The organism is Rugamonas rivuli, from assembly GCF_009380165.1.
Classification (GTDB): domain Bacteria; phylum Pseudomonadota; class Gammaproteobacteria; order Burkholderiales; family Burkholderiaceae_D; genus Rugamonas; species Rugamonas rivuli.
In genome coordinates this window covers 210,989-227,548 of record NZ_WHUF01000002.1, presented here as the reverse complement: position 1 = coordinate 227,548, position 16,560 = coordinate 210,989, and the positions used below count along the sequence as shown (strand labels likewise).

Genomic DNA, 16,560 nt, shown 5'->3' with positions numbered 1-16,560 from the left:
TCAGGCTCCCGCGCGCACGAGGTGCGGCTTGTGGTCTTGCGCCGCAAGGTGGGATTCGGCCACGTAGGCGATCTCGGTCAGGTCCGTGCGCAGCCAGTGCTCGCGCACCAAACTCAGTACATACGCGCTGACGCTGCACGCCAGGCCGACCACGGTGGCGGTGAAGGCGGTGGTCATCGACTCGGCCATCTTCGGCAGGTTGCCCTGCGCGAGGCCGGCCAGCGAAATGCCCATCGGGATCAGGGTGCCCATCAAACCCAGCGCCGGGCCCACGCGCACCACGAAGCGCACCGCGTCCAGGCGGCGCACGCCGTTGGCGTCGGCGCGCTGCACCAGACGTTCGAGGCGGGCGTCCAGTCCCGGCTCGCCTTCCTGCGCGGTCAGCACGGCGGCCATTTCCTGTTTGGCGGTGGCGACCAGCACGCGTACGCCGCGCCGGCGTTCCAGCCATTCAGCGCCGAAGGTGCCGAAGCACACCAGCATATGCAGCACCAGCGCTGCAATCCCCAGCAGCACGGGCAGATACAGGACGGTGGAGATGGAGTAAAGCAGTGTCTCGATGGAGTGCACGGCCGCGTCGGTGGGCAGGTTAAACATGGGATGGTCCAATAGGCAGGGAGAGAAAATCAGGGCGTGCGCGCACGCGGACGGCGCGTGCGCGAAGCACGGCCGCCAGTCGGCAAAGCCGTGGCGCGAAAAATCGATGCATAGGTGTAGATCAAAACAGATGCAAGCCGCTCACCTCCCCGTGAGCGGATTGAACAGAAATGCCTGGGCATTTCCACCTGTCTTGGCCGGTATCCGGGCTGGCAAGCGACACCGCCTGACCTTCCCATGCGCGGGCACAGTGGTCTGAAGAGGCGGATTTGTCGTCAACGACGACGCTTGTTTACCGTTGCGGGGGCAGCACATGTGGGCTGGCGTGGCCAGCTTCATGTTTCCCGTTTAACTGCGCATCTGGACAGACGCGCGGGCACCAAAACCGGGCGATTATACTTTAACCGGCAAGAGTTTGGAGAATCGGGCAGTCGGGGCGATGATCGCCGTGGCAGCAGCCGGCCAGCGTTTGCAGGGTGTCGCGCATTTCGGTCAGCTCGGCGATGCGCTGGTTCAGTTCCGTCACGTGGCCCAGAGCGATGGTCTTGACGTCGGCGCTGGCGCGCTCCTTGTTCTGCCACAGCGAGAGCAAATCGCGGATCTGGTCCAGCGAGAAGCCCAGTGCGCGGCCGCGCTTGACGAAGCGCAGCGTGTGCAGGTCGTTGTCGCCGTAGATGCGGTAGCCGGCTTCGCTGCGGCGGCCCGCCGGGATCAGGGCGATGCTTTCGTAGTAGCGGATCATCTTGGCGGAGACGCCGCTGGCTGTTGCCGCTTGTCCGATGTTCATGCTTGTCCTTTCAGGTGGTCCGGCTTCCAGCGGCGCAGCAGCAGGGCGTTGCTGATCACGCTGACGGAGCTGAGCGCCATCGCGGCGCCTGCGACCATGGGGTTGAGCAGGCCGAAGGCGGCCAGCGGGATGCCAACCAGGTTGTAGATGAAAGCCCAGAACAGGTTCTGGCGTATTTTGCTGTAGCTGCGGCGCGAGATCGAGATGGCGGCTGCCACCAGCGCCGGATCGCCGCGCATCAGCGTGATGCCGGCGGCGTGCATGGCGACGTCGGTGCCGCTGGACATGGCGATGCCGACATCGGCGGCGGCCAGCGCAGGGGCGTCGTTGATGCCGTCGCCGACCATGGCGATGCAGCTTTCCTTGCTCTTCAGCGCGGCGACGGTGGCGGCTTTGTCGGCGGGGAGCATGTTGGCGACGATGCGGCCTGCGCCCAGTTCTTTGCCGACGGCGTCGGCGCTGCCTTGGTTGTCGCCGGTGAGCAGGATGGTTTGGATGTGCATGTCGTGCAGCGCTTGCAGGGCGGCCCGCGCTTGGGGTTTGATGCGGTCGCCGAAGGCTAGCAGGCCTAGTAGCTGCACGGGCTGCGGCGCGTTTGATGCGGCCAGCCAGGAGATGGTCAGGCCTTGCTGCTCCAGTTCTGCAGCGCGGGCGCGCAGGGCGTCCAGTGCGACGCCCTCTTCCTGCATCAGGCGCGTGCTGCCCAGGATCAGGCGCGCGCCATCGACGGTGGCCGCAACGCCACGGCCGGGCAATGCGGCGACACCGGAAACGCTCGGCGCGGCGGCGATGGCGCCGTCGCCGGTCGCGGCGCTCGCGGTGGCGGCAGCGGCGGCATCTGTGACGGCGCGGGCCAGCGCGTGTTCGCTGCCGCGCTGAATGGCGGCGGCCAGTTGCAGCAGCCGCGTTTTATCGACGCCGGCCGATTCCGCCGGCTCAAACGCCACCAGCGATGGCTTGCCCTCGGTGAGCGTGCCGGTCTTGTCGAACGCCACGGTGGTGATGCGGTGCGCCAGTTCCAGCGCTTCCGCGTCCTTGATCAGTATTCCATAGCGCGCGGCCACGCCGGTGCCGGCCATGATGGCGGCGGGCGTCGCCAATCCCAGCGCGCATGGGCAGGCGATCACCATCACCGCCACCGCATTGATGATGGCCCGTTCCGCGTCGCCGGTCGCCAGCCACCAGCCGGCCAGCGTGAGCACAGCCAGCACCAGCACCACCGGCACGAACACCGCGCTGACGCGGTCCACCAGATGCTGCACCGGCGCCTTGGCCGCCTGCGCATCCTCGACCAGACGAATGATGCGCGCCAGCGTGCTCTCCGCGCCCACCGCCGTCACCCGCACCAGCAGCAGGCCTTCGCCATTGATGGCGCCTCCCGTCACGCGGTCGCCCGCATGGCGCGCTACCGGCAGGCTCTCTCCGGTGATGAGCGCCTCGTCGACATGGCTGGCGCCCTCCACCACTTCGCCGTCGACCGCGACCCGCTCGCCCGGCCGCACCACCACCAGTTCGCCCGGTAGCACCTCGGCGATCGGCACGTCCACATCCTGCGCGCCGCGCCGCACCCGCGCCGATTCCGGCCGCAGCACCTGCAAGGCGCGGATCGCGGACGTGGTCTGGCGCTTGGCGCGTGCCTCCAGCCATTTGCCCAGCAAGATCAAGGTGATCACCACCGCCGACGCTTCGAAGTACAGATGCGGCATGGCGGCCGTCGATGACAGCAGCTGATAGACGCTCAAGCCATACGCCGCGCTCGTGCCCAAGGCTACCAGCAGATCCATATTGCCGCTGCGGGCGCGCACGGCCAGCCAGCCGGCGCGGTAGAAGCGCGCGCCCAGCCAGAACTGCACCGGCGTCGCCAGTAGCATCTGCACGCGGCCGTCCAGCATCCAGTGCACGCCGGCCAGCTCCAGCAGCATCGGCAGCAGCAAGGGCAGCGACAGCAAGGCCGCCAGCAGCACCGCGCGGCCGCCCGCCGGCGCCGCCAGCAGATGCGGCAACGCGCCGTGAGCGGGAGCCGGGGCCGGGGCGGACAAAGGCTGCTCCGGCGCAGCCTGATACCCGGCCTTGTCGACCGCCTGCACCAGCACCGCGACATCGAGCGGCGCGGACGACTCCACCCGCGCCGATTCGGTCGCCAGGTTGACGCTGACCTTGTCCACGCCCGGCACGGCCGCCAGCACGCGCTCGACACGGCCCACGCAGGAAGCGCAGGTCATGCCCTCGATTTTGATCGACAGTGTTACGGGATTAACGGAAGTGGACATGGCAAACCCAATGGGCGACTCGATGACGACAGCATCAAGTATCCCACGATGGGAAGGTCAAGTCCTTTTCAGCGCACTTCGCAATCGACGGTATTCGATTTGCCTGGGCCGGTGCTGGACGACGGGCCGGTGCTCTGGCTGAACGCCGGCGGCGGCGTGAACGGAATGCCGGGATTGGCCGGCAGGATGATCGGCGGCGTCCTGAAGCTCGGCGTGAAGCCAAACTGCCCGGCGCTGAAGTTGGCCGTGCCGGAAGGGTTGGTCACGTGGATCAAGCCGTCGAGCACCTGCACATACAGGCCGGGCGCGCGGGCGGCGGTCGGCGATGGAAGCGTCAACTGCGCCAGCATCAGCGGCTGCACCGGCGCGGCCGTCGGGTCCAGCGCGGCGGTGCTGGCCAGGTTGTAGGCCATGCGCGCGGCCACCGCCTCCGCGCTCGGCTCGACGATGTCGGCGATGAAGGTGGTGCCGCGGATGCCGATGGTGGCGCTCGGCGTCTTCATGGCGAATTTTTCCTTGTTGCGCTTGCCCAGCAAACCCGTCACCGAACGCAGGCCGCCCTTGACCAGGTTGAAGGACGCGTTGTCCGCATCCGGCTTGCCGGCGTCGTAGCTGAAGTTCTCCACCTTGAACGTGGTGGCCGGCTTGAGCGTGATCTCGCTGTTGTCGATGAACTTGACCATGGCGTAGGTGTTCTTTTCCGTCACCAGCGTATCGCCGCTTTCGACTTCGGAGCGCATCGACAGGATGCGCACCACGCCGTCAGCCTTCTTGGCCAGCAGCGGCCCGCTCAGCTGCACGATGGTGCCCGCCACCTGCGCGGCCCAGCCCGCGCCGGCCATGCCGCACAGCGCCAGCAACAGCAAGCCCCGGAACAGGGTCTTGAGTACGGTAGAGTTTTTTGGCTGTAGCATTTTGATTTCCAGTGTATTCAGTGCCGCATCAGTAGGCCAGGCCCAGTCGCAGGTGCAGGCGGTTGGCGTTGTCGCGGCCGGTGGCGCCGGCGCGCACCACATGGCCGTAATCGAGTTGCAGGTTGACGTAGGTCGACAGCACGAAGCGCGCGCCCAGGCCCACGCTGGCGATGGTGGTGCTGGTCATCTCGCTCGGCAGCGCATGGTTGCGCTTGACGTAGGCGGTGTCGTAGAAACCCAGGAAGCGGCAGTTCCAGCCGGCGTGGCTGCAGACATTGGGCGTGTAGGCTTCCAGGTTGACGCCGAGGCCGGAGTCGTTGGAGATTTCGCGTTCGGCGAAGCCGCGCACCGAGGTCGCGCCGCCGGCGCCGAACTGCTCGCCGGGGATCAGCGCATCGCTGCTGTACTGGCCGTTGACGATGGCGCGCAGCTGCCAGTCGTTGGCCACCGCGCGCGTCACGCTGCCGGCCAGGCGCAGGATGGTGTAGTCGGCCTTGGAACCGTCGCGCGCCAGCGTGAAGGCGGCCTGGCCGCCATTGGTGCCGCCGGAGATATTGCGCAGCAGCGTCACCTGCCCGCTCACTTCGCCCTGCGCGATCGGCAGCGTGCCCTGGTAGCTGATGCTGAGCGGATGCACGGTGACGTCGTTGCCCAGCTGCTGGCCTGCGGCCTGGTCCAGCAGCTGCACATTGTTCTTGAAGGCCTTGTAGTCGATGCCGTAGCTGAGCTTGGATTCCAGCTCGCCGCGCTTGGCCAGGCTCTGGTTGTAGCGCGCGCCGTACACCGCGCCCTTGCCGCTGACGGCCAGGTTAACGGCGCCGGCCGACACGGTGCCGGAATCGACGTTCGAATAGCTGGCGAAGAAGTCCAGCGAATCGCCCAGCGCGTACAAGGGGATGTGGTAGCCGGCGCCGTACACCTTGACGCGGCCCGGCTCCTCGGCCGAGGTGGTGTACTGCAGCGAGGCCAGGTGGTCGAGGTTGAACAGGTTGGCGTTCTGCAGGATGAAGCCGACGTGGGTCTTGCCGGTCTGCGTGGTGCCGGTGTTGTCGATGTTGACCATGCCCTTCCAGATGCGCTGGTCCTTGACGTCGAGCACGGCGTCGACTTCCTCGTCCTTGTCGCCGCTTTGCAGCTTGAGCGTGACTTCCTTGGCGGGGCTCTCGTTGCCCTGCTTCAGGTTGGCCGAGACCGCCTTCAGGTCCGGCGTGCGGCCTTCCTGCAAGGCCGGCAGGCTGCGGCGGATATTGTTCTCGTCGAAGTACAGGTTGTTGCGCACGCTGATGCGGCCGATGCGCGTTTCCACCACGCGCAGCACGACCACGCCACGGTTGAGTTCCTGCTCCGGCAGTTCGATCGTCACCACGTTGTAGCCGCGCTTGTGGTAGACCTCTTCCAGCGCCTCCAGCGCGCGCTGGACGTCGCCGAAGTCGCGCTCCTTGCCGGTGAATTTGCCCAGCAGCGCGTCGATCTCGGCTTGCGGCAACAAGGTGTTGCCCTTGACCTCAAAACGGGAAATTTCGAACCGGATGGCGGCGCCATCGTCGGCCGGCTGGGCTGCCCAGGCGGAGGCGACAGCGGCGGCAAGAAGGGAACCTGCTAGCAGGCGCGTTAAGCTTTTTCTCATGGGTAGGCTCTTAGTTTTATCGCGTGTGTTTTGCTAACTTGGAAAGTTTGTCGTGCACGATGACGCAGTTTGCAAACGCTCTTCCGATGCTAGCATAGCCGCTATAAGCAATGCCTATTTGAAACGTTGAATTTGATAGGGCTGGCGCATTGTGTGGCATTTCAGCTCACAAACGGGCCCGCCCCGGCGACGGGCCCCTTGCGTTCGACGCGATTTCAATTGCAGTACATCTTTTTGGTCGGTTCAAGTTTGCTAGCGGTCTGTTCCACCTTGCTGCCGCCCTTGTCCTTTTCATCCGGCACCTTGTCATCCGGTTTGCTGTTGCCGCCGCCACTGGACGTATTGGAAGCGAGCACCGTATCCGGCGTGGTGGAGACCGCCGGCGAAGGCTTGCCGTTGGTGGCCTGGGTGATGGTGTTGATGATGTTGACCGTGGAATTGAGCGCCTGGGCCACCGGCGTGGCCGTCTGGTTGCCTGCTGCTGCGGCAGCGGCAGCGGCGGCATCGGCTGCGGCCTTGGCGGCGGCATCGGCGGCAGCCTTGGCGGCGGCGTCCGCAGCGGCCTTGGCGGCGGCATCGGCAGCGGCTTTGGCGGCGGCGTCCGCAGCGGCCTTGGCGGCGGCATCGGCGGCGGCTTTGGCGGCGGCATCCGCAGCAGCCTTGGCGGCGGCATCGGCGGCGGCGTCCGCAGCAGCCTTGGCCGCAGCATCGGCCGCGGCTTTGGCGGCCGCATCGGCGGCGGCCTTGGCGGCGGCATCGGCAGCGGCTTTGGCGGCCGCATCGGCGGCAGCCTTGGCGGCGGCATCGGCAGCGGCCTTGGCGGCGGCATCGGCGGCGGCCTTGGCGGCAGCGTCGGCGGCGGCGTTGCCGGAGTTAATGTTCGGCACGGTGCCGTTGGCCAGCGAGATAGATTGCGCACTCACCGAACCAAACGGCGCAGCCAGCGTGAGCGCGCCGCCGTTGCTGTTGATGTCGGTGGGGCTGCCGACGCTGATGTTGCCGTTGGTGGCGAGCGCCGAAATGCTGCCGGTCGCCGAATCCACCGTCAAATGGCCGCCCAGCACGATGTCATTGATGGCGGCCAGGCTGATGGTGTTGTTGGCATGCAGATTCGAGTTACCGATCAACATGATGTCGGTGCTGGCCGACAGCGTGATGTCACTTCCCGAAATGCTGTCGGTGATCGTCACCGGGCTGTGCGCGGCGATCGACACGCCGCCGCCGTTGCCCGCCACGATGGCGCCGTTGGTACGGATGCCGCCGTGATTGTCAATGACGATGTTGCCGCTGGAGCTGCTCAACGGCCCCAGCTGCAGTTCGCCGCTGGCGACGGTGTTGTTGAGCTGGATGCCGCCGGTGCCGTTGGCGCCGTAGAAGGCGCCCACGTGGTTGCCGGTGTTGGTCAGCGTGATGCCGCTGGAAGCCATCACGTGCAGGCTGTCCGACGTCAGCGCGCCGGTCTGGGAGATCGATCCGCTCTCGCCGGCGTTGAGCGTGATGCCGTTCTGCGCCCGCAGGGTGCCGACGGCGATGTTGCCGAAGGCATTGACGGCCAGCGAGCCGCTCATATTGATGCTGCCGCCGGTCTGCGTCAAGGTGTTGACGGTCAGGTTGGCGGCGCTGTTGGTGCCGCTCACCACGCCGTTGGCCAGCGTCAGGTTGGTCGCTTCCATCGCGCCGTTCAGCACCAGGCCGCCGCCGTTGAGGTTGAGCGTGGCGCCGGTCAGATAGGATTTGCTGCCGCCGCTGGCGATCGTGAGCGTGCCGCCGGTCAGCGCCAGCTGGCTGCCGCTGCCGACGGTGATGGTGTTGAGCGTGGCGTCGTTCACGCCGCCGGCGTAGGTGATGGTGCCGGCGCTGGGGCCGATGACCGCGGCCAGCACGTTGGCGCCGTCCGGTCCGATGTTCGCGGTCCAGTTGCCGGCGTCGCTCCACAGGCCGTTGCTGCTGTTGCCGGTCCAGGTCGATACCGGCCGCGCGGTGATCGTGCCCTTGATGCTGGGGGTTGCGCCGAGCACGTAGTTGCCGGCGCTGGCGCCGGACAGGCCCAGCGCGGAGCCGCTGAGGGTGACGGTCTTGTCGACGCCGACATTCTTGTCGGCATAGTGGACGATGCTGCCTTCGCCGGCGACCAGCGTGACCACATCGAGCGGCCCTTCGCCCTGATGCAGCACGCCGCTCAGGGTGGCGCCGCTGAGCGTGGCGTTGTTGTTGGCGTTGTATTCCCGGCTGAGCAGGTTGACGCTCAGCGTGGCGGGCGTGATGACCAGCGGCGCCGAGCCGCTGTAGCTGATGTCGTACTTGGTCGAATACAGGCCGGTGGCGATCTGGTAGGTGCCGGCGTTGACGCCGCCGATATACCCCATCGCGCCGCTGACATCGGGGTGGCTATACGCCTGGACGTAGCTGCCCGGCAGGCCGTCGTACACCTTGGTGGAGCCGGGACCGGTGACGTTGACGGTGAGCGGCGTCAGGAAGGCTTTCAGCAGCGGCGTGGTCTGGCCTTCGTAGATGCGCCATACCGGCGTGCTGACGAAATCGAAACCGCTGAAGCTGGCCTGCTGCATCATCTGCGTGCTGGTCAGGCCGGCGGCGTTGACGCTGTCGATGACGTTGCTCGTGGTGCTGAAGAAACTGGACGTGACCGCGCTGGGCGAGATGCCGCCATTGTGGCCGACCAGCGCGTTGAGGCCTACGCCATTGGCGCTGACCGTGCCGCTGCTGAAGGTGCTGCTCAGCGCGGCGCTCTCGCTCACTTCGCCGACCAGTCCGCCGGTATTGCCGACGCTGTTGACGTTCAGGGCAATGACGTCGCCGACCATAAAGGAGTTGCTGATGGAACCGTTGGAATAGCCCGCCAGTCCGCCGACCCGGGCGTCGTTGCCTTTGACGTTGGCCTCGACGGCGACGCCGCTGACGGTGCCGCCGAATTGGATGCCGCCCACCAGCGCGCCGGTGTAGCCGAAGCCTTCGACGGCGGCGTCGGTCAGCTTGAGGTCGCGGATCGTGCCCGAGCCCAGGATGGCGAACAGGCCGACATGGTTGTCGGCGGCGCGGCTGATGTTCAGGCCGCTGATGGTTTTGTGGTTGCCGTCGAAGGTGCCGGAGTAAGAGTGGTCGGGATCGCCGATCGGCTTGAAGCCGGAGAAGGCCGAGGGACCGGTCTGGTTCCAGTGCGCGGTCTCGCTGGCGTCGATATCGTTGTTCAGCACATAGGATTGACTGACACGCGACAGCGAACCGATGCCTTGCAGACCATAAACGTCGACCAGCTGGAACGGCGAGCCGCGGCTGCCGTCGCCGCCAGCCGCGCGCACGAAGTTGCCGCCGCTGCCGATGCGGAAATCGTAGGCGCTGAAGGCCGGCAGGCTGCCGAGCTGCGACCAGTTGCCCGCGTCCAGGTTGAACACGCCGTTGACGGTGACGCCGCCGGTGGCGGTGATGTCGCTGCCGGCATGCAGCGTCAGGCCGCCCAGCGATAGCGCCGCTTGCAGGTCGATGTTGCCGGTTGTCGTCAGCGTCAGCTTGTTGGTCGACGTCATCGGCTGGCTGACGACGATATTGCCGGCTGTGGAGGTGACCAGCAGCGCGCCGTCGCTGGGGTGCACGCCAGCCAGGTCGGCGCTGCTCAGCGCCAGCGTACTGGACGGGCCATCGGCCAGGCCCAGATTGACTGCATTGGTGGTGTACAGGCTGATGGCAGTGCCGTTCACCGAGCCGTTCGCCAGCGTCATCCGGGCGCCGTTCAGATTGATGTTGGAGGCTGAGGTGACGCTGCCGTTATTGGTGATGTGGTGATCGCCGCTGAACGGCGTCTGCAGGCTGATCACGCCGGTGTTGTTGATGGCGGCGCCGTTGTTGATGGTCAGGTCGCCGCCGCCGGTTTGCAGCGTCAGCGAGCCGGCATTCTGGCCGCCGGTCAGATCCAGGTTGCCGACCACGGTCAGGCCGCTGGTGCCGTTGCCGGGACCGCCGGAGCCGCCGCCTATCGTCAATGAACCGTTTGCCGGCAGGGTCACGCCGACGAGTTCAGCCTGGCTCAAGCCCAGCACCCCGGCGCCATCGGTAGCGCCGACACCGACCCGAATCTCGGTGGAGGCCGTGAACGGCGTCAGCAGCACGCCATGTCCGGCAATGGCGGACAGCGTACCGCTCAGCGCCATATTGTCGGCCGTCACGGTGATGTTGCCGGCGGAAGAACCCACCGCAACGCCATTGTTCAGCGTAAGCAGGCCGTTGGCCTTGGTCGACGTCAGCGCCATATCGCCGACGCTGCTGACGTTGCCGCTGACGACGAGATCGCCGTTCTTGGCCTTGGCCGTCAGCGTGCCGCCGATGTTGCTGTTGCCGAGATTGACGTTGACCGCCGTCAGCGTCGCGTTGCCGGTGGTCGTCTGCAGCGATGCCACCCCGCCGATGGTGTTGAATTCGTTATCCATCTTGATGTCGGTGGCGGCCATCGCATTGAGGCTTTGGATGGTCAGCGCATCGATAGGCTGGGTGGACTGGTCGATGGTGCGCCCCGCGGTCAGCGCCAGATTGACGCCAGTGCCCGTGATGGGGGCCTTCAACTTGATGTCGCGGTCGGCATTCAACGACAGCGTGCCGCCGTTGGCGAAGACGAGCGCACTCGCGACCGTGATATCGCCGCTGCCGCTGCCCTTGACGTTGGCCGTGTTGACCGTGACGGTATTGTTGTTCAATGCAGTTTGAAGCGTCCCCGTCAGCAGCAAGGAATCCTGGAACAGGCCGGTCTCCAGGAAGGGCCCGCTGCCCGACAAGGTACCGAAACCGGTCGACACCATCCCTTGGGCGATGGCGTCACCGCTGCCGGATGCGATAAAGATGTTGGTAGGATCGAGCAGCAGATTCCCGGTGGTCCCCTTGGGCGCGCGGGTATCGACGTTGCCCTGCATGTCCAGGTAGTGCCCTGAGGTTTCGACGAAGCCGCCATTGCCGCCGGCCGCGCCGCCGCGCGCGGAAATGCTGCCGAACATCTGCGTCGCCTTGTCGCTCCAGACGATGACCTTGCCGCCATCGCCATAGCCCGTGGCGTCTGCCTTGATGACGGCTTCCTTGCCCACATACGATTGCTGCGCATTCTGCACCGCCGCGTTCTTGCCCTGGTAATCGCCGCCGACCAGCACCGAACCGCCGCCCGCCGCGCCGCTGGCGTCGACCACGGCATTGCCGGTCAGGCCCACCTGCGCGCCCAGCAGCCGGATATCGCCGCCCGTGTTCAGATTGCTGCCGGTGGCGGTGGTCGTGCTGCCCGCCTCCAGCAGCGTGGTGCCGCTGGATTTCAGGATGATCTGGCCGTCGGCGCCGCGCACCGCGCTGTTGGCGTTGATGGCGCCGCGCTGGCTGACCAGCGCGCCGTACACGCCGACCCGGCCGCCCTGCGCCACGATCTGCCCCAGGTTCAGCGCCAGGTCGGCCGGCGCCGACACCACCACCTGCACATTCGGATCCTTCGAATCGAACAGCTGCACGCTATGCCCCGCCGCCAGCACCACATCGCCGTTCGGCGACGAGATCACGCCGCTGTTTTCCACCGCCGGCGCGACCAGGAAGATCTGGCCGCCGGACGGCGTGGTGATCGCGCCGGCGTTGCTGACCTTGCCCGCCGTGGCGCTGCCGCTGAAGTTGTTTTTGCCGGCCAGGAAATCGGCGTTCGACATCGCCAGGCTGGACGCGACCAGGCCGTTGACATCCACCCGCGAACCGGCGCCGAAGATCACGCCGTTCGGATTAATCAGGAACACCTTGCCGTTCGATTGCAGCGAACCGAGGATGCGCGTCGGGTCCTGGCCGGTGATGCGGTTCAGCACCTTGCTGTCGGCGCTCTGCTGGATGAAGCGCGCCATCTCGTCCGAGGCCAGCGAGAAGCTTTGCCAGTTGATGATGGTGTTGGGCGTATTGGTGATTGAGTAGGTCTTGCCGGTGAGGTTGAAACTGGCCTGCCCCGCCACCACCGACGGGTTGACCGGACCAGCCTGCGCCGTGGCGTAGCACGTGGCCACCAGCACGGCGATCAGTTTGCGGCGCAGCGGCGCGGCTGCGGCGCGGCGTTGTGGGGAGCGGCTGGTCTGGGCTTTCATAACGACATCCTCTATCCGGTGTGGATTCGTGCCCGTGGGCGTCATGATGCCCCGCAGGCGAGTTTTCAGGTTGGTTGTGCAGGAGGGATAAAAGCACCCCGCAAAGTATAGCCAGTAGGAAACTAATGTTCCTACCAGTGTAGTCTTCTTTGCCGTGGCCGCCACTTTTTTTCCTGTCCCGAAGACAGTTTTTTCCCAGCTTGTGGCTAGATTGCGCTTTATTGTTTCGCCATCATCTTTGAGCTTTTTTTACTATTTGGTTTCGAACGTGGTGACGCCGTCCCAGTCCACGCCGGGAGGATGTGCTCGGTAGTAAGTGATGCGCTCAGTATAGAGGGAATAAAGGCTGCGCTCTGGAAATATTGCCATCAACTCAACAATAATCTGCATTGCCTGGTCCCACTGTTGCAGGCGCACAGCAGCGAGGGCCGCATGCCAGCGCTCCAGCTCGTCGCGGGTGGCGGCATCGAGGTCTTTTTCCAGCACGATCGGTTCGAAAATCGCCACCGGCTCGTTCTTGCCTTTGACCCGCACCAGGTCCAGTTCGCGGTAGGCGAACTCCGGCGCGGCGGCGCGGGTGGCCTCGCCCACCGCGATGCCGACGCCGTAGACCTTGGTGATGCCTTCCAGCCGCGAACCCAGGTTCACGGCGTCGCCCATGACGGTGTAGGCGCGGCGGATTTTCGAGCCCATGTCGCCCACGTGCATCAGGCCGGAGTTGAGGCCTATGCCTATCTTCAGCGGCGGCCAGCCGCGCGCCACGAAGTCGTCGTTGAGGCGGTGGGCCGAAGCCTGCATCAGCAGCGAGGTGGCGACCGCGCGGCTGGCGTGGTCGGCAAACGCCACCGGTGCGCCCCAGAAGGCCATGACGGCGTCGCCGATGTACTTGTCCAGCGTGCCGCGATGGCTGTCGCGTATGTCTTCCGACATCGCCGTCAGGTAGAGGTTGATGTATTCGCGCAGCTGCTTGGGCGTCAGCCCTTCGGAAATGGTGGTGAAGCCGCGCACGTCGACGAACAGCACGGTCAGCTCGCGGCTCTCGCCGTCCATATTGTATTTTTCGGGATCGTCGGCCATCTCGGCCACCAGCTCGGGCGCCACGTATTCGCCGAAGCGCGACACCAGCGCCTGCCCCTTGCGCACCTCGAAGAAATAGCCCCAGGCGACGTTGAGCACGAACACCGCGAAGATCACGATCAGCGGCATGGCCAGGTTGAAGATCAGGTTCAGCTCGCTGTAGGCGTAGTAGTTGACGCCGACCGCCGCGCCCAGCACCAGCGCGCCCAGCAGGATGGAGCGCAGCGGCGACAGCGCCGCCAGCGCCAGGCTCAGCGCCAGGCCCACCAGCAGGATGACGATGCCCTCGATCGCGCCGGCCCAGTCGGGGCGCGACTTGAAGCGCATGTCGAGGATGGACTTGATGATGTTGGCGTGGATTTCCACCCCCGGGTATTCCGGGTTGACCGGCGTGGCGCGCAAGTCGACCAGGCCGGGCGCGGTGGTGCCGACCAGCACGATGGCGCCCTTGAGCAGCGCTTCCGGCACCCGTCCGGCCAGCACGTCGGCCGCCGACACGTAGCGGAAGGCGCCGCCGCGCGGGCCGCCCTGGCCGCGGAACTGCACCACGGTGGTCATCGCCTCGCCGACCGGGATCACCCGTTGCCGCTTGCCCGGCAACAGGATGGTGACGGAATCGAAGCCGCCGCTGGAGAGCTGGTTTTGCGACAGCTGGTCCACCGTCTGCGACAGGAAGGGCTTGATCGCCAGCGCCTTCAGGTAGACGCCGGCCGTCGCCAGCGACAGCGCCGGGTAGTAGTTGTCGCCGACCTGCTGGATCAGGCCGGCGGTGCGGACGATGCCGTCCAGGTCGGTGACCACGCTGAAGCTGCCGGCGCCGGCGGCGGCGCTCTGCAGCACGCCGATGTTGGCCTCGTAGCCGGGCGCGGAATAGGCCAGCAGTTCGCGGCCGTTCAAGTCCTGCTCGGTGATGATGGGGGCCGGCAGCTGGCCCTTGACCTGGTCGGCCGACATATTAAAACCCAGCACCACCGGCTGGCCTTTGAGCGCGCCGGCGAACAGGCCGTCGTAGTCCATCGCTGGCTTCAGCGTTGCCAGCCGCTGCTTGAGCGCCGGCACGTCCTTCAACTCGCCGTTGGACAGTTGCTCCAGCACGCCGTAGCCGGAACTGGTGTCCGGCTCGGGAAAGGAAATATCGAAGCCGATGGCGCTGACCTGGTAGTGCCGGGTCAGCTGCGTGACCAGCCTGGCCTGGATGTTGCGGCTCCACGGAAAGCGCCCCACTTCGGTCAGGGCCTTGCCGTCGATGTCGACGATGACGATGCGGGGGTCGAGCACGGGCGGTTCGAGCTTCATGCGCTCGCCGGCCAGCAGGCTGTCGAGGCGGCGCACGGCGTCGATCTCGACCACGCCGGCCGTGTAGGCCACGCCGAACGCCGTCACCAGGATGCCCAGCAGCCAGCGCGGGCCATACTTCAGCAGGGTCTTGGCCCACTTGGCGGGGAACAGGCGCACGCGCTCTCCTTGCCCGGCTCAGGGCGTGTAACCGGGGATTTTGGCTTCGTCGATGACGTCGATCTGTTTTTCGTCCATATTCTTGTGGGCGAACTCCAGGTAGATCTTGCTGCGGATGAAGATGTCGAACAGGTCGGGATCGATGTGGCCGTTGAGCGAGAAGTTGCCCAGGATGCGCAGCGATTCCGACAGCATCTTGCCCTTCTTGTAGGGGCGGTCCTTGGCGGTCAGCGCCTCGAAGATGTCGGCGATCGCCATCAGCCGCGCCTGCACCGACATCTGGTCCTTGGTCAGGCCGCGCGGATAGCCCTTGCCGTCCATGCGCTCGTGGTGGCCGCCGGCGTATTCCGGCACGTTCTTCAGATGCTTGGGCCACGGCAGCGCCTCCAGCATGCGGATCGTCATCGAGATGTGGTTGTTGATTTCCTTGCGCTCGGACTCGGTCAGCGTGCCGAACTTGATGGTCAGGTTCATCACCTCGTCGGCGTCGAGGAAGTCGCGCTCGACGCCGTCGGGGCCGGTCCAGCGGCGCTGGGCGATGGCGCGCACGCGGTCCTGGTCGGCCGCCTGCATGCCCTCGCCGCCGACGTTGGCGTCGCGGATGAAGTCGCGCTCGGCGCGCAGCGCAGCCTGCTGTTCGGCCAGCTCCTGCGCGATGGCGGCGACGGCGGCCTGGTCGCCGCCGGCCGCCACCTGGCGCTTCAGCGCGGCGATCTCGGCGTCGCGCTGCAGCACCTCGAAGCGGGTGTCAATCAGGGCGATGCGGTCGAAGATGGTTTCCAGCTTGGTGGCCTTGTCGACCACGTGCACCGGCGTGGTGATCTTGCCGCAGTCGTGCAGCAGGCCGGCCAGCCACAGCTCCTTGCGGTCGGCGTCGTTCATGCGGAAATCGGCCATCGGGCCGGTCTCGGTGTTGTGCACGGCCTCGGCCAGCATCATCGTCAGCTCCGGCACGAACTGGCAATGGCGGCCCGTGTACGGCGATTTTTCATCGATGCCGATGTTGATCAGGTTGACCAGCGATTCCAGCAGTTCTTCCAACTGGGCGATCAGGCGCTGGTGGGTCAGCGCCACGGCGGCCTGCGCCGCCAGGGCTTCGATGAAGCGCTGGTCGGTCTGGCTGAAGGCGCGGATCGCGCCGCTGTCGTCCTTGGCGTTGATCAGCTGCAGCACGCCGACCAGCTCGCCCTCGTGGTCGCTCATCGGCACCGTCAGGAACGATTGCGAATGATAGTGGCGCAGCTGGTCGAACTTGACCATGGCGGAGAAGTTGAACACGTCGGCCTTGTAGACATCCTCGATGTTGACCGACAGGCCGAAGTGCGCGGCGTAGGCCGCCACCGAGGCCAGGTTCTTCTCGCCGTTGTCGTCGAACAGCGGCACGCCGGGCGCGGTGATGGCCGCGCCGTTGACGCCGCCCTGGTGGGTTTGCAGCGTGTCGTTGATCAGGATGGTGAAGTCGAGGTAGCGTTTGTCCTCGCTGGGCCGGTACAGCGTGCCGCCGTCGGCGTTGGTCATGCTTTTGGCAACGATCAGGATACGCTCCAACAGCGTCTCGGTATCGTGACTGCTGCCCAGCTGGACACTGAGTTCGGTCAGCTGGTCCAGGCGCTGGGCGATCTGCGTTTGATTCAACTCTTGCATGGTTGTTTTTTCGATACCTGTTGGAGAAGCGCTCGCTGCCGCAGGGCGCGCAGGAGTACTTTTGAAGTGTAGCTCCAGCGCAAGCTGT

General features: G+C 66.0%; 8 protein-coding genes and 1 riboswitch. All 8 genes read right to left on the bottom strand.

The window, feature by feature from the left end; genetic code table 11:
* The 8 genes from GEV01_RS06220 to GEV01_RS06180 all read right to left on the bottom strand — a co-directional run bounded on the left by GEV01_RS06220 (position 1) and on the right by GEV01_RS06180 (position 16,472).
* Positions 1-597 carry a MotA/TolQ/ExbB proton channel family protein gene (locus GEV01_RS06220; RefSeq protein ID WP_152802669.1) on the bottom strand — a complete coding sequence of 199 codons (597 nt, stop codon included), beginning with the start codon at positions 595-597 and terminating at the stop codon, positions 1-3.
* A 178-nt stretch (positions 598-775) separates the two neighbouring features.
* A riboswitch (cobalamin riboswitch) is annotated at positions 776-996 on the bottom strand.
* Position 997: 1 nt separating this feature from the next.
* Entirely contained in the window at positions 998-1,384 is a 387-nt protein-coding gene (gene cueR / locus GEV01_RS06215; protein WP_152802667.1) for a Cu(I)-responsive transcriptional regulator, read from the bottom strand.
* The gene (locus GEV01_RS06210) at positions 1,381-3,654 is read right to left on the bottom strand and encodes a heavy metal translocating P-type ATPase (protein ID WP_152802665.1); all 2,274 of its coding nucleotides are present in this window, start codon (positions 3,652-3,654) and stop codon (positions 1,381-1,383) included. The genes cueR and GEV01_RS06210 overlap by 4 nt, the downstream gene beginning before the upstream one ends.
* 68 nt (positions 3,655-3,722) lie before the next feature.
* Positions 3,723-4,568, bottom strand: a complete 846-nt coding sequence (locus GEV01_RS06205; protein WP_152802663.1) for a FecR family protein — start codon at positions 4,566-4,568, stop codon at positions 3,723-3,725.
* A 28-nt stretch (positions 4,569-4,596) separates the two neighbouring features.
* Complete coding sequence (locus GEV01_RS06200) at positions 4,597-6,195, bottom strand: ShlB/FhaC/HecB family hemolysin secretion/activation protein (protein ID WP_152802661.1); 1,599 nt, start codon at positions 6,193-6,195, stop codon at positions 4,597-4,599.
* 215 nt (positions 6,196-6,410) lie between these two features.
* Positions 6,411-12,296: a two-partner secretion domain-containing protein gene (locus GEV01_RS31070; RefSeq protein WP_235914259.1), complete on the bottom strand. Its 5,886-nt coding sequence runs from the start codon at positions 12,294-12,296 to the stop codon at positions 6,411-6,413.
* A 252-nt stretch (positions 12,297-12,548) separates the two neighbouring features.
* Positions 12,549-14,828: a CHASE2 domain-containing protein gene (locus GEV01_RS06185; protein WP_328595449.1), complete on the bottom strand. Its 2,280-nt coding sequence runs from the start codon at positions 14,826-14,828 to the stop codon at positions 12,549-12,551.
* Between the two features lie 18 nt (positions 14,829-14,846).
* Positions 14,847-16,472, bottom strand: coding sequence for an HD family phosphohydrolase (locus GEV01_RS06180; protein ID WP_152802659.1), 1,626 nt, complete (start codon positions 16,470-16,472; stop codon positions 14,847-14,849).
* Positions 16,473-16,560: the final 88 nt, after the last annotated feature.